The sequence below is a fragment of the Eubacterium uniforme genome (assembly GCF_900167115.1).
In the GTDB taxonomy this organism is placed as follows: Bacteria; Bacillota; Clostridia; order Lachnospirales; family Lachnospiraceae; genus Eubacterium_S; species Eubacterium_S uniforme.
The window spans coordinates 111,333-128,007 of sequence record NZ_FUXZ01000002.1 but is presented as its reverse complement, the minus strand read 5'-3'; the positions used below and the strand labels follow the sequence as shown (position 1 = coordinate 128,007).

Sequence of the window (16,675 nt, the reverse complement as noted above, 5' to 3'; positions counted from 1 at the left end):
ATCATTTATTTTTTCAGTTACTTTTCCTGATTCATCATATACATTACTAATATATTTTTCATAATTATAATTTTGACAAACTACATTATCAACTTTGTCGTATAAGTTATAAGTAAATATTTAATGATACCACTTTAGTGACCACTATGCCGCACGTCGTATTCTTCATTATCTAAATATGGATTTTTTTCTAAAATTTTTTTTATCTCTTTAATCTTCTTATTTTTAAAATTTTCTCCAAATCTAGAATATAAGTCAATTTGATTTTCAAATAATTTTCTACGATAATCAAATCTCTTATCAAAATTTTCAGTTGCATATTTTGTAGAAATCGGAAATGAAACAACCTCTAAAACATCCCATAGAATATCTACCAAAGATTCATATTCTATTTTTTCGATGATTTTACCTTTTTCAATACTTACAATATGATATTTTTCATTTTCACTATATACATATGTTCCTTCTGGATAATTATTTCTTCCCTTAAAAAAATATACTCCATTCCATATTGCACCATCTATTTTACTATTTATCTCATCCATGATATATGTTTTTAATTCATCATCATATAAAATTTTCACATTATCCATATTTAAAATCCATTCCTTTCTATATTTCAATTAAATACCCTTCTTTAATTAATTCTAATATTGGACTAGGTAATTCATACTGGATTCCACCCCCAGATGAACTTCCCCATGCAGCTATTTCAGCCTTAATCGTGTTAGGTATTTCCTTGACAACAATATATTCTCGATATAGAGAAGGACTAGTTGTTGGCGGTAACGATAACATATCCGCTTCTACACCAACTTGCGTAACAAAATTACTCTTTTTCCCAACCTCTCCATATCTTCCAATCATTTGTCCTGGCTTTAAAATTATATTTTCTTCCGTTCCTGGAACAGCACCATTATATGGCGGATAATTTAAAGTGCCATCTTCATTATACCAACTATTATATTCCGGAAATTCTACAGGATTCTTTGTAGCATTATACCCAGCCATTGCTGTCGTCATGAATAAAGCACTCATAAAGTCAGCACCACTATAGATAGAATCTTCTAAACCACATAAGAAGTCATCATACGTACCACCTGTAGCAAATGTTTTTACAGCATGAGCACCTATACCTAAAACTGCTCCAGCTGCTACAGCACCAAGTGCACAAACAATTGCTGCTGGTAATCCAATTCCCATTGCAACTGAAAGTGCTGCACCAACACCTGTTTGAATACCAGTTTTAAATATTCTTGAATCAATATTTAGGACTTTCTTTACATCCGTCACTAATTCATGTGCCGCATCAACTACTGCATCTTTTATTCCTTCTGCCGCATCAACTACTGCATCTTTTACAGCACCTGCAGCATTCTTTACTGTACTAACAAATGCATCAGCTGTATCACTTACCCATGATCCAACCTTTGATATAATACTTAATCCATATGGATCAACATAGTTTACTGGATTATTTTCAACATAAGCATATGTTTCAAAAGATGAAGGTCTAATAACCGTAGGCTGTCCTTTATCTCTTTGCATATAGCTTCTTGTTGTAACATCATAAATTCTGTTTACTGCTAAGTATAGATTTGATAAAGCATTATAACCATAACCTGTATATGAAACTAAATCCATAACAGCAAGATTATTATTAGCTATTTCTTTAACATCACCCCATGGTGAATATGATACATTACTCGTATCTTCTTTATCATTAACATTTACAAATTCTTCTATACTTCCAAGTGTATCTTCAATAACTGCATATGATTTATCATTTATTTTTTCAGTTACTTTTCCTGATTCATCATATACATTACTGATATGCTTTTCATCTACTCCAGTCTCTTTTCTTGTTTCAAATAAAACACTTCCAAGACCGGACATACTTTCAACAGTATATTCTCTTTTAATAGTTTTATCATTAATTAAATCTATGCTTTCCTCAGAAATCAGATTCTCTAAAGCATCATATTTATAATTAATATCATACTGTTTTTCATTATTATTATTTTGATAAGCAACACTTTCAACTTTATCATATAAATTATAAGCAAATGTCTTTATTCCGTTCTTATCTTTTTCACTTATTCTATTACCGTTGTTATCATACTCATACGTTACGATATCATTTGAGCTATTTGCTGAAACAGTTTTCTTTATAAGTTCATTAGCTTCATTATATTCATAGTTAGTCTTTATATTATTTAAACTATCATTTTCTTCTACTAAATTTCCAAATCCATCGTAATCATATTTAATATTTTCATTTTTACTTACATATGTTTTTAATCTATTTGAATCATCATAAGTGTATTCTTTATCATTATCAGTTAAAATATTACCATTTGCATCTCTAGTGTATAAATGCTTACACTTATCATTTTTCCATATGCTTGTAACCTTTGAAGCACCAGTTTCTATATCTATTGGGGCTTTACCTTTTTGCATACGCGCTAAATTTGCTTCAGAATAGTTTTCTGAATTATAATAGGCTTCATTCTTCCAATATCTAGACCTCACAGTACTCCATGATGGTTCTTTACCAGCTCTTGTAAGATTATCAATCGGATTGCCAACTTTCCAACCCTTTGGTTTTGTCAAATTCAGACTTAACTTTCCATAGCTGGTCTTGACAAAGAGTATATAGCTTATGCTTGGAAACGATAATTGTTTTCTGAATACGTTAACATACTATCACATATGTATTCCTTATAGATTTTGCCCATATTATTATAATTTTGATATGGAACATGCTTTTTTATCCAATTTTTCAATGTGTTATAATTCTTTACAAAATCTTTCATATAAGCAGAATACTGTTTATCTTTATACGCATCACTAATATATATTCTACCTCGTGTTACAATTTTCTTATCTTCAATAATATTATTTCGTGTATATTCAATCACCAAACAGTGTAATACATCAACCGAATCGTTTCTAAACTTCAAAAAAGGTAAATACTCTTCTTTTGTAATATAATAGAACAGGCTGATATCTTCACTTGGATTAACTAGTGTGCCGTCAAACCAATTTATAAACACAAAGGAATTATCATAAATATAATTTATAAATTCATTCTCAGTATTCTTATCCATATAATAGTTTATCTGTTTTGACATTTAAAAACCTCCTAATAATCAAATATTATTTCACCAATATCACTATTATACGGAAGAAAATATATTGGTGCCCCATTATAATCATCTGAATTCATAATATCTTCAATTGCTTTAGATTCCCTTGATATAACCGTTCCATTTTTATTCACTTTACCAACTTGATATATTGCTACTACTTCACCATTTTTATTATACTCAACAGCATCGGCATATCTATATGCCTTAGTTCCTCCAGTTGTATCGAATTTCACCTCGTTTCTAATGAAATTTCCCTTTTCTTTTGGAGTAATTGATTCAATAACTTTCTGATGAGCAGGCCCTCCTTTTTTACCGTATGGATTAGGAACGTCACTTCCACCCTAGTATGCTAAAGAGGTAGATCAGAATCATCTATATTGATTCATCTGCTGTCCTATTGGATAATCATTCTGTAATAGATAGAGGTGTACGTCTCCACCCTTGAGGCATTCTATTTGACCTCGTTCCCGTGAGACTGTTCCCTCTCTCTTTGCAGGATGTTACGTATTAGCTGGATGTCGGCAGTCTATCTGTACTTCGTATCTCGAACTAGGTTGTAACCTCTAAGAGCAGCAGGATTCTATCTATTAATCAAATATAAAACCATTTTTTAAAGGAGACGTTCTATGTATTATATCGGCATTGATATCGGCAAAAACCACCATGAAGCATCTATAGTTGATCAATTCGGAAATCAAGTATGCAGATCACTTCGTTTTCCGAGCACTCATAAAGGAGCTGTAAAGCTTCTTGATTATATTCAAACTAACACCAAATCAAATAATCTTGTTTTCGGACTGGAAGCAACCGGTCACTATTGGTATACCATTTATTCATTTTTAAAAGAACGAAAATACACTATATATGTTATTAATCCAATACAATCAGATTGCTTTAGAAACTTTTATATCAGACAGGTCAAAAACGATTCCAAGGATTCATTTCTAATAGCCGAAGTACTTCGTTTTGGTAGATTTACAACAACAGACTTGGCTGATGAAGACATCCTTTCCTTAAGGCAGCTTTGTCGTTACAGAGAAGCTATGATGTCAGCAAGAACCGAAATAAAACTGAGAATACACACTATACTGGAACAAATCTTTCCAGAATATGAACATCTCTTTTGTGAAATATGGGGAAGTTCATCTATGGCACTTCTAAGCAAATATCTCCTGCCAGAGAATATAGCAAATGCCTCTCTTGATGAACTTCACGCCATACTTCTAAAGAATAGTCATAACAGATTTTCTCTCAATAAAGCCATTGAAATAAAAGACGCTGCCATGAATACCTTCGGAATAAAAATAGCACAGGAAGCATTTGCCTTCCAGCTAAAAATGCTATTAGAACGACTAAAACTTCTTAACGAACAGCTCAAAGAACTGGATGAAATGATCATATCCCTTTACAATCAGTTCGATTGTTACCTTCATACAATACCAAGCATCACGCCTATATCTGCCGCTTGTATACTCGCCGAGATCGGAGATATACGTAGATTTAAGAGCTCCTCTTCACTTGTTGCATATGCCGGCATCGATCCAACCGTTCGCCAATCAGGAGAATACTGTTCTACTCATAACCGAATGTCCAAACGTGGTTCTTCCCACCTTCGCCATACACTATTTCTCGCAGCAAGTTGTTGTGTTTTTCATAGCAGTCCATTCAATGAATACTATCTAAAAAAACGCAGTCAAGGTAAGCATCACCTTGTGGCTGTCGGCGCAGTATCAAGAAAACTGACAACTGTTGTATACGCAATACTTAAAAGCGGAAAGCCGTATGAGCCGGTAAAGTTTGTATAAAATGTATCAGGTTGTAATTATACTAAATCTTATATTTTCAAGTCTGCCTGTGGGGAGGCTTGTTTGTAGCGCCATTTAAAGTAATTCTATTTCAAATACCAGTTTATCAAAATCAGTATTTTTACCAGTGTCATTACAATAATACCTATAGATATTCCCTTTTTGTTCAAGAATCATTCCACTATATGCCATTTGAGAATTTCTTCTCATTATTCCCTGTTCATTCCTCTCAAATATATTGTAAACGCTTAAATATCCTTCATCAGATAAACACTCTACTTCACATTCTTTAGGACATGTGTCTTCCCATAATACAAATTCTGTTCCCAACTCTCCATTTATTGTCAGATTTCCTTTTCCAACATCTATGGCAATTCGTATTCCCTGACGGTTTTTGGAATTAGAGTTTATGAATCTAACCTTTAATCGTTGTCTATTATGAATAGGTAGTACTTCCCACAATATGATCGCACATTCATGATTTTCAAAATTTTCGTTATATAATCTTTTTGTTCCAAACCATGCTGGTAATTTTTTGTTCATCCTAATATCCCTCCGGTTTCGGACCTGTATAGTGTCTGAATTCATCGATTAAATCATGTTCCCAAGGCCAAACTTCTTGCAAATTTTCTATACTATGTGGATTTGCTATATTTCTTCCATTTTTATGATGCAGCTCCATTGGCACATTATACTTGCTATGTAATGGTGCTCGTCCTTTACGCATACGTATCAAATCCGTATCCAAATAATCATCAGCATAGTAATAAGCTTTATTTTTCCAATACCTCGCCCTTACAGTACTCCATGATGGTTCTTTACCTGTTCTTGTAAGATTATCAATCGGATCGCCAACTTTCCAACCCTTAGGTTTTGTCAAATTCGGACTTGACTTTCCATAGCTGGTCTTGACAGAGAGTCTCCCACTTATGGTTATACAAGCATCCGCTTCTTGCCTATCATAACCACTGCTTGCCGATACCCCTATCGAAACTCCCAGTACCAGAAGCAGACTGACAACCATCATCAGCAGACACTTCAATATTCTATTATTCTTGATGACAGCCACCTCCAGTCTCTATAATACTTTCAACTGCTGTTATTTTTGATACAATTTTAGAAAACCATTTTTCTTCCACTCTTTTATTATCATCTCTGCATTAAAACCAAATATACCACTCTCTGAATCATTGGCTATTTTTTCTAATACCGAAACAGCGTATTCAGTATTATAATTTAACGCAAGACAATAAGATGCCGCTTCAGTCACTATAACAACATTATCGCTTTCAAATAATTTCATAATGCATTTATAACCAAAATCAGTATCAACCTCAAACATTTTAAAAAGCTTTATTAATCTTTTTCCTTCTTTGTTATTTGTTTTATAATCGCCTGATAAGGTTGCATCATACATTAATCTTCCAGATTTTTCATATATATTTACAATCTCATCAACTGTATATTTTTTCACTCAATCACCCCAAACTTTCTTAATACATCTAATCCAAAATTATATTGTGTCTCATAGCTTTGACCAGCTAGCCAATCTCTAACTGATAATCCACCAGTAAATCGAAAACTCTTGGTATTATAATATCCTGTTATTTTCATGTGTGTCGCATGGTCAACTGCTATTATATTATTTGTATTATGAATCTGTTCAGAGCTAAACCCAGATTTTTTAATTTGTGATTGTTCTACAATATGATGCCAATCATTTCCTTCTCCTGCACTTCCTATAGACTTTTTCAAATCTTTAAACGATGCATAACCTTGATTTGGTGTCAAATCATTTATTGATTTACTTCCACCCTCACCAGCACCTGCCCCTTTCGATGCCTCTTTAGCCTCCTCAAATGCTTTATTTGCCTCATTATACTCAATCTTCTTACATTCACCATATCCAGCCATTGCTGTTGTCATGAACAACGCTGTCATAAAATCAGCGCCTGAATATATTGAATCTTCTAATCCACATAGGAAATCATCATACGTACCACCTGTTACAAATGTTTTTACTGCATGAGCACCTACACCAAGCACAGCACCCACCGCAACTGCAGCAAACGCACAAGCAATCGCCGCCGGTATACCAAATCCCATTCCAACAGCAAAAGCAGCACCTACACCTGCCTGTATTCCAGACTTAAATATCCTAGAATCTATTTTTAAAACATTCTTAATATCCGTCACTAATTCATGTGCCGCATCAACTACTGCATCTTTTATTCCTTCTGCTGCATCAACTACTGCATCTTTTACAGCACCTGCAGCATTCTTTACTGTACTAACAAATGCATCAGCTGTATCACTTACCCATGAACCAACCTTTGATAAAATGCTTAATCCATATGGATCAACATGATTTACTGGATTATTTTCAACATAAGCGTATGTTTCAAAAGATGAAGGTCTAATAACCTTAGGCTGTCCTTTATCTCTTTGCATATAGCTTCTTGTTGTAACATCATAAATTCTGTTTACTGCTGAGTATAGATTTGATAAAGCATTATAACCATAACCTGTATATGATACTAAATCCATAACCGCAAGATTATTATTTGCTATATCTTTTACATCACCCCATGGTGAATATGATACATTACTTGTATCTTCTTTATCATTAACATTTATAAATTCTTCTATACTTCCAAGTACATCTTCAATAACCGCATATGATTTATCATCTATTCTTTCAGTTACTTTTCCTGATTCATCATATACATTACTGATATGCTTTTCATCTACTCCAGTCTCTTTTCTTGTTTCAAATAAAACACTTCCAAGACCAGACATACTTTCAACAGTATATTCTCTTTTAATAGTTTTATCATTAATTAAATCTATGCTTTCTTCAGAAATTAGATTTTCTAAAGCATCATAATTATAATTAATATCATACTGTTTTTCATTATTATTGTTTTGATAAGCAACATTTTCGACTTTATCATATAAATTATAAGCAAATGTCTTTATTCCGTTCTTATCTTTTACGCTTATTCTATTACCGTTGTTATCATACTCATATGTTACGATATCATTTGAACTATTTGCTGAAACAGTTTTCTTTATAAGTTCATTAGCTTCATTATATTCATAGTTAGTCTTTATATTATTTAAACTGTCATTTTCTTCTACTAAATTTCCAAATCCATCGTAATCATATTTAATATTTTCATTTTTACTTACATATGTTTTTAATCTATTAGAATCATCATAAGTGTATTCTTTATCATTATCAGTTAAAACATTACCATTTGCATCTCTAGTGTATAAATGTTTACACTCATCATTCTTCCAAATGCTTGTAACTTTATTATTCTCATCATATGTATACTTAACATTTACGCTATCTGCAATATTTTTAGAAATAACTCTATTTAAGTTATCATAAGAATAATTAATGTTTTCAACATTATCATCAGTTTTTGATTCAATATGTTTAATGTTACCAACATTGTCATAATCATATAAAGTATAATTGCCCTCATTATTTGTTATCTTTGAAATTTTATCAAGTTTACTATACTCATAATCAATAACATCTTTTACTTCATTACTTTCTGCATCTGTTTTAACTTCATCAGTAACTTTTGTAATTCTATTCAGTAAATCTAACTCATATGATGTTTTATTAGTATCATTTTCATACGAAGTAAGAACTCCATCTTTGTTATATCCATATTTATTAGTTAATGTATTATTTCCATCAGTAATTTCTTTCTTAGTTACATTACCAATAGAATTATATGAATATGTTGTTTTCTTTCCTGTTGCATCAACAGTCTTTGATACTTTACCATCCTTATCATAACTAATACTAAATTCATTATTTAATGCATCTTTTTTAGATATAACATTATTGTTATTATCATAGTTATATTCTTCTGTTGAAGTTTTATCATTTTTTCTATCTTTTTTAGTAACCTTAATTACATTACCATTATTATCATATGATAAACTTACATAATCTCCGCCATTATCAGAATTATAACTCTTTATTAATCTATCATTTTTATCATACTTATAAACAGTCTTTACTCCATTAGCATCAACCTTTGATGATACATTATAATTCTTATCATATTCATATGTTGTTACATTTCCACATCTATCTTCTTCAAGAAGATTTCCAACCTTATCATATTTATATGTTGTTACAACATTTTCATCTAAATTTTCTTTTTTAAGTTCTTCATAAGATTTTAAAGAATTATTATTCTTCTTCAAATCATCATCTAAATCTGCTTTTCCATCCATATTCAATTTACTCTTTGAATATTCAAATGATGAAAATCCATTTAATAAATTAGAACCACTATCATCCGAAGCTTCTTCCTCATCATTTACCAAAACAGTTACACTTATCTTATGAGTTTTTTTCTTAACTTTATTTTTTGGAGCAATTAATTGAGATCTAAAATTTTTAGATTTTTTAAACTTCTTATTTAAATTATTAATATAAGCTTTATCAATTATATTTAAAGCACGACAACTAAGGTTACTCATTGCTTTAGAATAACCCTTAACATATATACCATTTGAAACAATTTCATATGATTTATTCTTTTTGTTGTTCTTTAAAATATTTTTTCTTATCTGCTTATCAATCTTGTCATCAATATATTTATTTAACTTATTACTAATCTTTTCCGAACTCTTTTTTAGTTTTTTGTTATTTGATTTTTTTATGTTTGAAATTCCAAGAATCTTAAGTAATTTTTTATCACTTAATTTACTTATTTTAACATCAACATTTACTGTCTTTAATTTATTAATTTTATAAGAATTTGAACTATTATTTTTTGTACCAGAAATAGACCTGTTTATATTTTTATTTAAACTGGTTTTTTCTTGTTCTTTTTTATTATCATCTAACGTTTTCTTACCAACGTCCTTATATGTATTTTCATTATAATTTTCAATCTGTTTTATCAAATTGCCTAATGAATCATACTCATACTTAGTAAGAACACCATTTGTATCTGAAGATAAAACAATGTTTCCATTGTTATCTCTCTCACAAGTTTTTACATTTCCATTCTTATCTACTATTTCTACAATTCTTCCATCAGAATCATATCTGTATTCAATTTTATCTCCATATGGATCTACCTCTCCAGTAACATTACCTTCACCATCATATTCAAATGAATATTCTGCACCTTCACCTGTAATTCTTTTTGAGACATTTCCATTACTATCATACTCATATTTATTTATTGTTTTATCTTCAACAAGTTCTTCAATGAGCATATCATTAGAATCATACTTATATGTATATTTTATTTTTTCAGGTGAATTCTTTTCTATTAGATTTCCATTCTTATCGTACTTATATGTTGTTGTATTACCTTCACCATCAATTGACTTTACTAAATTAGAAGCTGAATCATAATAATATTTATTAACATTCTTGTTACCATCAGTTATCTTTGTGATGTTACCTTTATAGTCTCTTTCTAAACTTGTCTTAACACCTTCTTTATCTATTATTTCTTCAATTTCACCATTAAAATTATATTTATAACATTCCTCATTACCCTTTGAATCAATCTTCTTCTTAACATTTCCATTTGCATCATAAATAAACGAGCTTGTTTCTCCATTCTCGTCAGTTATTTTTGATATTTGTGATAATTTATTTCTTTCATATGTTATTTCATCATTATTAGGATTAATCTTTTTAGTTAGATTATTATCCTTATCGTATTCATATTTAAATACTTTATTATTTCTATCTTTATATTCTGTTAAGTTAGAATTTTCATCATATGAAAATTCATCATTACTTCCATCCGGATAAATAATCTTTTTAACATTACCAATTTCATCATACTCATATGATGTTTTATCTCCGTTATAATTAGTTAATCCACTTACTCTTCCTAATGTATCATATTCATATTTCTTTAAGGAACCATCTTCTCTTTTTACAGAACTTAAGTATCCTAAAGTATCATAACTACATAATAATTTTTCACCATTAGGATTTGTTATTACACTAACTTTACCAAATGCATTGTACTCATATGATGTTTCATGTCCATTCTTATCTGTAAATTTAGTAACTAATCCAAGATTATTTCTTTCATATTTTTCTTCATTTCCATTAGCATCTGTAATTTTGATTACATTTCCTAATGCATCATAATCATACTTTTCGCTACTACCATCTGGATTTTCACTCTTTTTAAGATTACCATTAGTATCATAAAAATAATTATATTTATTATTTAATGGATCAATATATGATTTTACACTGCCATCATTATTATATGAATATACATATTCATTTCCAGCATTATCTGTATACTTTGTAACATTACCATCACTGTCATATTCATAATTTAAACTATATCCAAGTGCATCAGTAATCTTTTCTATGTTATTTGCTGAATCATATGCATATTTTGTTTCTCTGCCTTCAGCAGTTTTTACTCCATTCTTTCTATCACGTTCATCATAGAAAATACTTGTCTTGTTTCCTCTTTTATCTGTAATTCCTAATTTTACACCAGCATCAGAAAGATCATATGTTTCCTTATTTCCTGAATAATCTGTAACTGATAAGAGCTTTCCTGCTTTTGAATATTCATATTCTTCACTATTACCATCAGGATTCTTTTTTGATTCAATTAACCCCCTATCATCATATGTAAATGAAATAGTATTATTCTGTGCATCCACATATGATAATACATTTCCTTTTTTATCATATGAAAATTTACTTTGAGCTCCCATATAATCAGTCATCAAAATAAGATTACCATTTTTATCATATTCATATAAAGCTGTTTCACCTACTCCATTCGTATATGAAGTAAGATTTCCATATTTATCATAATTATAATATTCTGTTACTTTGCTTTTTCCTGTTTTACTTAAAAGTCTTCCCTTTGCATCATATTCAAATTTTTCAAATAAACCATCTGCATATTTAATCTTATTATTATGTCCATTATCATCATAATAATACTTAGTCACATTACCATCTGCATCAGTCTTTGTAAATAATAAATTATTATCATTATATGTATATGATGATTCTTTACCATTTTCTGTTTCTGAAACTGTTCTTCCATCATTATCAGTAACAATCTTTTTAATGTAACCATTTGGTCCAGTTACAGTATTTGTCATATTAGCAGAAGTATTTACATCTTCAAATTTATTTTCATAAGTAAATGTATATACTTCTTTTTCATCAACTACCTGCTTGATTACTCTTCCATAATCATCATATGTATTTTCAAAAAGCTTAATCTTATCAGGTGACTTAATTGATTTTAAAAGATTATTATCATAATAGGTATACTCTGTAACTCCACCGTCAGCATCTGTTATCTTTTTAAGATTTCCCTTATCATAAGATAATCTTACAATGTAATTATCATTGCCTGTTACATCAATAATTTTACCAGCTAAATCATAATTAAACTTAAGTTCTCCAGCAACACTTTTTACTTTTTTAAGATAACAATCATCATATGTAAATACTACTTCATTATCATTAAAATCGTTATAAGTATTTTCCTCTGATTCAGCTACTTTCAGTTCATCAATAATATTTTCATTTGATTTTTTTATACATTCAATCTGACCTTTATGATTAAACACATATGTTTTACCGAAATTACTAATTACAACATATTTATTTTCAGTTTCATATAATGTAAAATTAGAACCTTTTCTACTTATATATTGAACATACTTTATATCATCAATCTCATAAGTACTTTCAGATTCATTTGCATTATCTTCTTCACTATTTTTAGGTGCACTGAAATAAACCCTTTCCCCTTTAGGAAGAGTCATACAAATCATTTCTCCATTAGTAGCACTTTCGCTACTAAGTTCTTCTTTATCATTATTTTGATCAGAAGTATTTTCATCATCAGTCTTTTCTGAAAAATCAATTAATTCAAGTTCTTCTTTATTTTCATCCACATACATTTTTTCAATTGCATATGAATAATTATCGCTCCAACCTTCACTTAAATGATTCTTTATTGTTTTTGTATCATCATTTTCATCAAAAACAAATTTTTCATTCAAATTATCATTAGAATTATAATATCTTTCATAAGTTAAACTTTCCTTACCTAATAATTCTAAATCCTTATAATCATACGTAAAAGAACCTGTTAACAAATCAACTGGATCAGCTGCTTTAGGTTTAGGCAAACTGTCATAATCAATACCAGCATAATCACATGCAGATACAACATCTGATTTTGAAATTTCAACGTCAGCTGGAATATCACTTGAAAATCCATCATATATTGTAAATATTAAGCGTAACAATTCATATTTTAATTGTTCTTCAGTATATGCACTTTTAAATTTAGTTCTAAATGTTAATGATACAGAACCATATGAAGATAGACTTTTTACAAATACATCATCTTCACCTTTTTCTAATTCTGTAAGATAATCAGCTGATACCTGCATTCTTGAAGAATTATACAATGTGAAATTTCTCAATTTTCTTCCACTTTGATTTCTAACTCTTAATTCAACCTTGTATTCTTCATCAGAATAAGCATACTTATCACACTTAACTTCAAACTTAAAATCCTTAACATTAACAATATGAATATCCTTTTTAATATGAGCATAACTGCTAAATGGCTGTGGTTCATTTCCATCAGAGCAAAAATCACCATATGTCTCTACACCAATCTCAGCATCTCCTTCATTTTCTCCACGTAAATACCACGATGTAACGGCAACTTCACCTGGTTTTACATCATCAACTTTCTTAACATCAAAATTTTGATTTTCACTTTCTTCATCCATGGCCGCATATGTTACTTTGTCATTAAAATCTATTTTTGCATATGCATTCTTAATTGTATCTGTTTTGGAATTATTAATTGTTAATAGTTTAACTTCAAATATTTCTTTTTCCCACTTAAAACCACTATCATAAATCAATACATGATCCGGATCTAATTCAACAGCTTCTATTTCTTTTGCTTTTTTCCCATTTACTTCCCATTTTTGAGCTGAATGGTTGTAATAAACAATATACTCTAAATCTTCTCTTTTTCTATTATTCTTATCAGAATCATATTCATATTCAGTATCAAAATCCAATTCTATCTTAAAACCAGCAAAACTTACATTCCCGATATTATTTACATCTATTCCAGCTTCAACCATCTCATCGTATGTCAAATCATGTAATTCAATTTTACTTTCAGCTGCAGTCTTACTATTAATAGGCATAGAGATATCCGTACTGTCTGAAACAATAAAGTTTTTCATTCTTGTAGGATACATACTATTACTAGCCTTTAAACTATACTTTCCAGGCTTAAGAGCAATGTTCAATTTTCCATTTACATCTGTTTTCTGCGCTTTAGCATAAACCTGATTTCCATTTTCATCGTATATATATACATTTAAATCCTTTACGCCACCAAGTGATTGTGAATCATAAAAATATAAATTCACACTACTTTCACCATTTCTAACTCCAGATACTTTTAATTTTGTTGATGCAACACTTTTCTGTCCCTTACTATCTGTAATTATCAAATTAACGGTATATGTTCCAGCTTTTTGGTATCTATGATTAACAATTTTACCTGATTCCTGCTCACTTCCATCTCCAAAATCCCATGTGAATGAAACAATACCCTCATCATCAGAACTATCTCCAGCATTAAAGCAAATGTTTTCATTAATTTTTGATTCCTTACCATTCTTAGAATCTAATACATCTCCTTGCTGTTGCTCATCTTCTTGTGTTTCTGTTCCAGTATTTTGATTATTTTCCTCTTCATCATCATCTTCATCATCTGAATCTTCATTGTCATCATTAATAAAACCTCTGATTACAGCGGTAGGACTATAATCTCTATTAGCAATTATCACTTCTAGATTTTTATCATTATCTAATAAATCAAAAAATACATCTTTTGTATCACCACTACTGTATTCGCTTGGTGTTCCAACAGTTACCAATCTATATTTACCCGCACCAAAACCAGATAATAATACTTCACCATTATTATCTGTTGATTCTGTTCTATTTAATTTTGTACTTTTACACGATTTAACTTCGCCATTATCATCATATTCAATGGATTTTACCAAATATAATTCAAAACTAACGCCTTTTACTGCCTCTCCTTTTTTATTTTTAGCTTTAATTTTTATTTTTTTAACATCACTTGATAATTCAATTTTTCCATCTCTATATTCTAAATATGCACTATCTGGAATTCTTTCATCATCGACATATATAATTTTTTTTGATAAAACATCATATCCTAATTCTTCTTTATTTGAACCATCTATATATGCAACTGTTTTAGGTAGAGACATTCCTAAATTATTACTATACTTTACCCTAATAGGATTTATCTCATTATGATACTGAAGATTATCTTTGATTTTCAAAATTGAAGAATCTTTTTCAAGAACAATAGTATCATTAATCTCTGCATCTCTTCCAAGGATAAAATTACCATTATCCCTAATTTTTATTGTGCCAAATTCATTTCCTCTATCATTATGAATATATACATCATCGCATACAATAGTACCATTATTTCTTATTGTTTCATCATCTGCTTGATGTCCAATCTCATTTCTATCACACTCTACTGAACCAAAAACAGAATCATATCTTCCTTTGTTTCTAAAAGTCAAAGTTGCGTCTTTGTTTTCAAGATCAATTGCTCCAACAGAAAATTTTCCTAAATTATCAAAAAATTTTACTCCAAAGAGATCTACAGTTCCACTACCAAGAATTCTAAGTCCACCATAATAAGTATACGAATTATTATTTGCGATCCTTGTATTAATAAGTTCAGAATCATTTTTACTATCAATAGTAATTCCTCCACCTTCATTATAAGATGAATTACTATTTTTATATACTGTAACACCCTTTGTATACAAAGAATCTTTTGCATATATTCCACCAGCTTCTGATCCCTTATTACCAAACACATTTGTATCTTCTAAATAAATTGGTCCCTCTGCATATATACCGCCTGCTTTTCCACCATTGTTATTGTCAATACTTCCATCTTTAATTCTACTAGTACCCTCACCATGAATACATCCATATCCATCAAATACATTTCCACTAATACCACTTATTTTATCCATGTTAATGGAAGAATCCTTCATATTTATTATAGATTTATTACTCATAAAATCCATAATAGTTGAATTATAAAGATTTATATATGATTTATTAGCTTCAATCACATCTCCATACATCTTATTATTTTTATCTAAACCTTTTCCACATATAGATACACTATCAAATTCAACTTTTGATCCATCCATTTCAAAAATAGGATAATCCTTTTTTTCATCTTCATTTGTAATATTATATTTTATTTTTGTATGTCCACCTTCACCGTCTTCATCTAATGCACTTTCCACACCTTTTATAATATACTCTTTATTTTTTAACTTAATACAATCAGAAACTTCTACATCTCCATATAAACAAATAGTAACAGAGGTTAATGCTGAATCATTAGCCTCTGTTACCGCTTCTTCAAATGTATCAAAAAAATTACCATTAAAAGATACTAAACCTTCTGGTTTTTCACTAGCAGCAGCAACATCAATATTTGTTGATATAAGCGATGCTACTAATGTTAAGGATATAGCTCTTTTTAATGCTTTTTTTACATACTTATTCATTTTTACAATTCTTCCTTTTCTATTTCTCATTTTCTC

The 16,675-nt window shown here is 29.7% G+C and carries 9 protein-coding genes; 1 reads left to right on the top strand and 8 read right to left on the bottom strand.

Features of this window, described 5'->3' with window-relative positions; genetic code table 11:
- Positions 1-134 precede the first annotated feature (134 nt).
- From B5D16_RS00490 to B5D16_RS00475, 4 genes are read right to left on the bottom strand one after another with little or no spacing between them, the layout of a single operon-like run.
- A complete protein-coding gene (locus B5D16_RS00490) occupies positions 135-593 on the bottom strand; it encodes an Imm63 family immunity protein (protein ID WP_143405004.1) in 459 nt (152 codons plus the stop codon).
- A gap of 19 nt (positions 594-612) precedes the next feature.
- Positions 613-2,613, bottom strand: a complete 2,001-nt coding sequence (locus B5D16_RS00485) for a glycohydrolase toxin TNT-related protein (RefSeq protein WP_078764992.1) — start codon at positions 2,611-2,613, stop codon at positions 613-615.
- A 47-nt stretch (positions 2,614-2,660) separates the two neighbouring features.
- Entirely contained in the window at positions 2,661-3,134 is a 474-nt protein-coding gene (locus B5D16_RS00480) for a hypothetical protein (RefSeq protein ID WP_078764991.1), read from the bottom strand.
- 11 nt (positions 3,135-3,145) lie between these two features.
- The gene (locus tag B5D16_RS00475; protein WP_078764990.1) at positions 3,146-3,385 is read right to left on the bottom strand and encodes a hypothetical protein; all 240 of its coding nucleotides are present in this window, start codon (positions 3,383-3,385) and stop codon (positions 3,146-3,148) included.
- Between the two features lie 393 nt (positions 3,386-3,778).
- Between B5D16_RS00475 and B5D16_RS00470 the strand changes: the two genes are divergently transcribed.
- Positions 3,779-4,957 carry an IS110 family RNA-guided transposase gene (locus tag B5D16_RS00470; RefSeq protein WP_078764989.1) on the top strand — a complete coding sequence of 393 codons (1,179 nt, stop codon included), beginning with the start codon at positions 3,779-3,781 and terminating at the stop codon, positions 4,955-4,957.
- A gap of 75 nt (positions 4,958-5,032) precedes the next feature.
- Here B5D16_RS00470 and B5D16_RS00465 read toward each other — a convergent pair whose 3' ends face one another.
- From B5D16_RS00465 to B5D16_RS00450, 4 genes are all read right to left on the bottom strand, one after another.
- The gene (locus B5D16_RS00465) at positions 5,033-5,500 is read right to left on the bottom strand and encodes a hypothetical protein (RefSeq protein ID WP_078764988.1); all 468 of its coding nucleotides are present in this window, start codon (positions 5,498-5,500) and stop codon (positions 5,033-5,035) included.
- A 1-nt stretch (position 5,501) separates the two neighbouring features.
- Complete coding sequence (locus B5D16_RS00460) at positions 5,502-5,837, bottom strand: hypothetical protein (protein ID WP_143405003.1); 336 nt, start codon at positions 5,835-5,837, stop codon at positions 5,502-5,504.
- A gap of 219 nt (positions 5,838-6,056) precedes the next feature.
- A complete protein-coding gene (locus tag B5D16_RS00455; protein ID WP_078764986.1) occupies positions 6,057-6,431 on the bottom strand; it encodes a hypothetical protein in 375 nt (124 codons plus the stop codon).
- On the bottom strand, positions 6,428-16,669 hold the full coding sequence (locus B5D16_RS00450) for a PKD domain-containing protein (protein WP_078764985.1): 10,242 nt from the start codon (positions 16,667-16,669) through the stop codon (positions 6,428-6,430). The genes B5D16_RS00455 and B5D16_RS00450 overlap by 4 nt, the downstream gene beginning before the upstream one ends.
- Positions 16,670-16,675 lie beyond the last annotated feature (6 nt).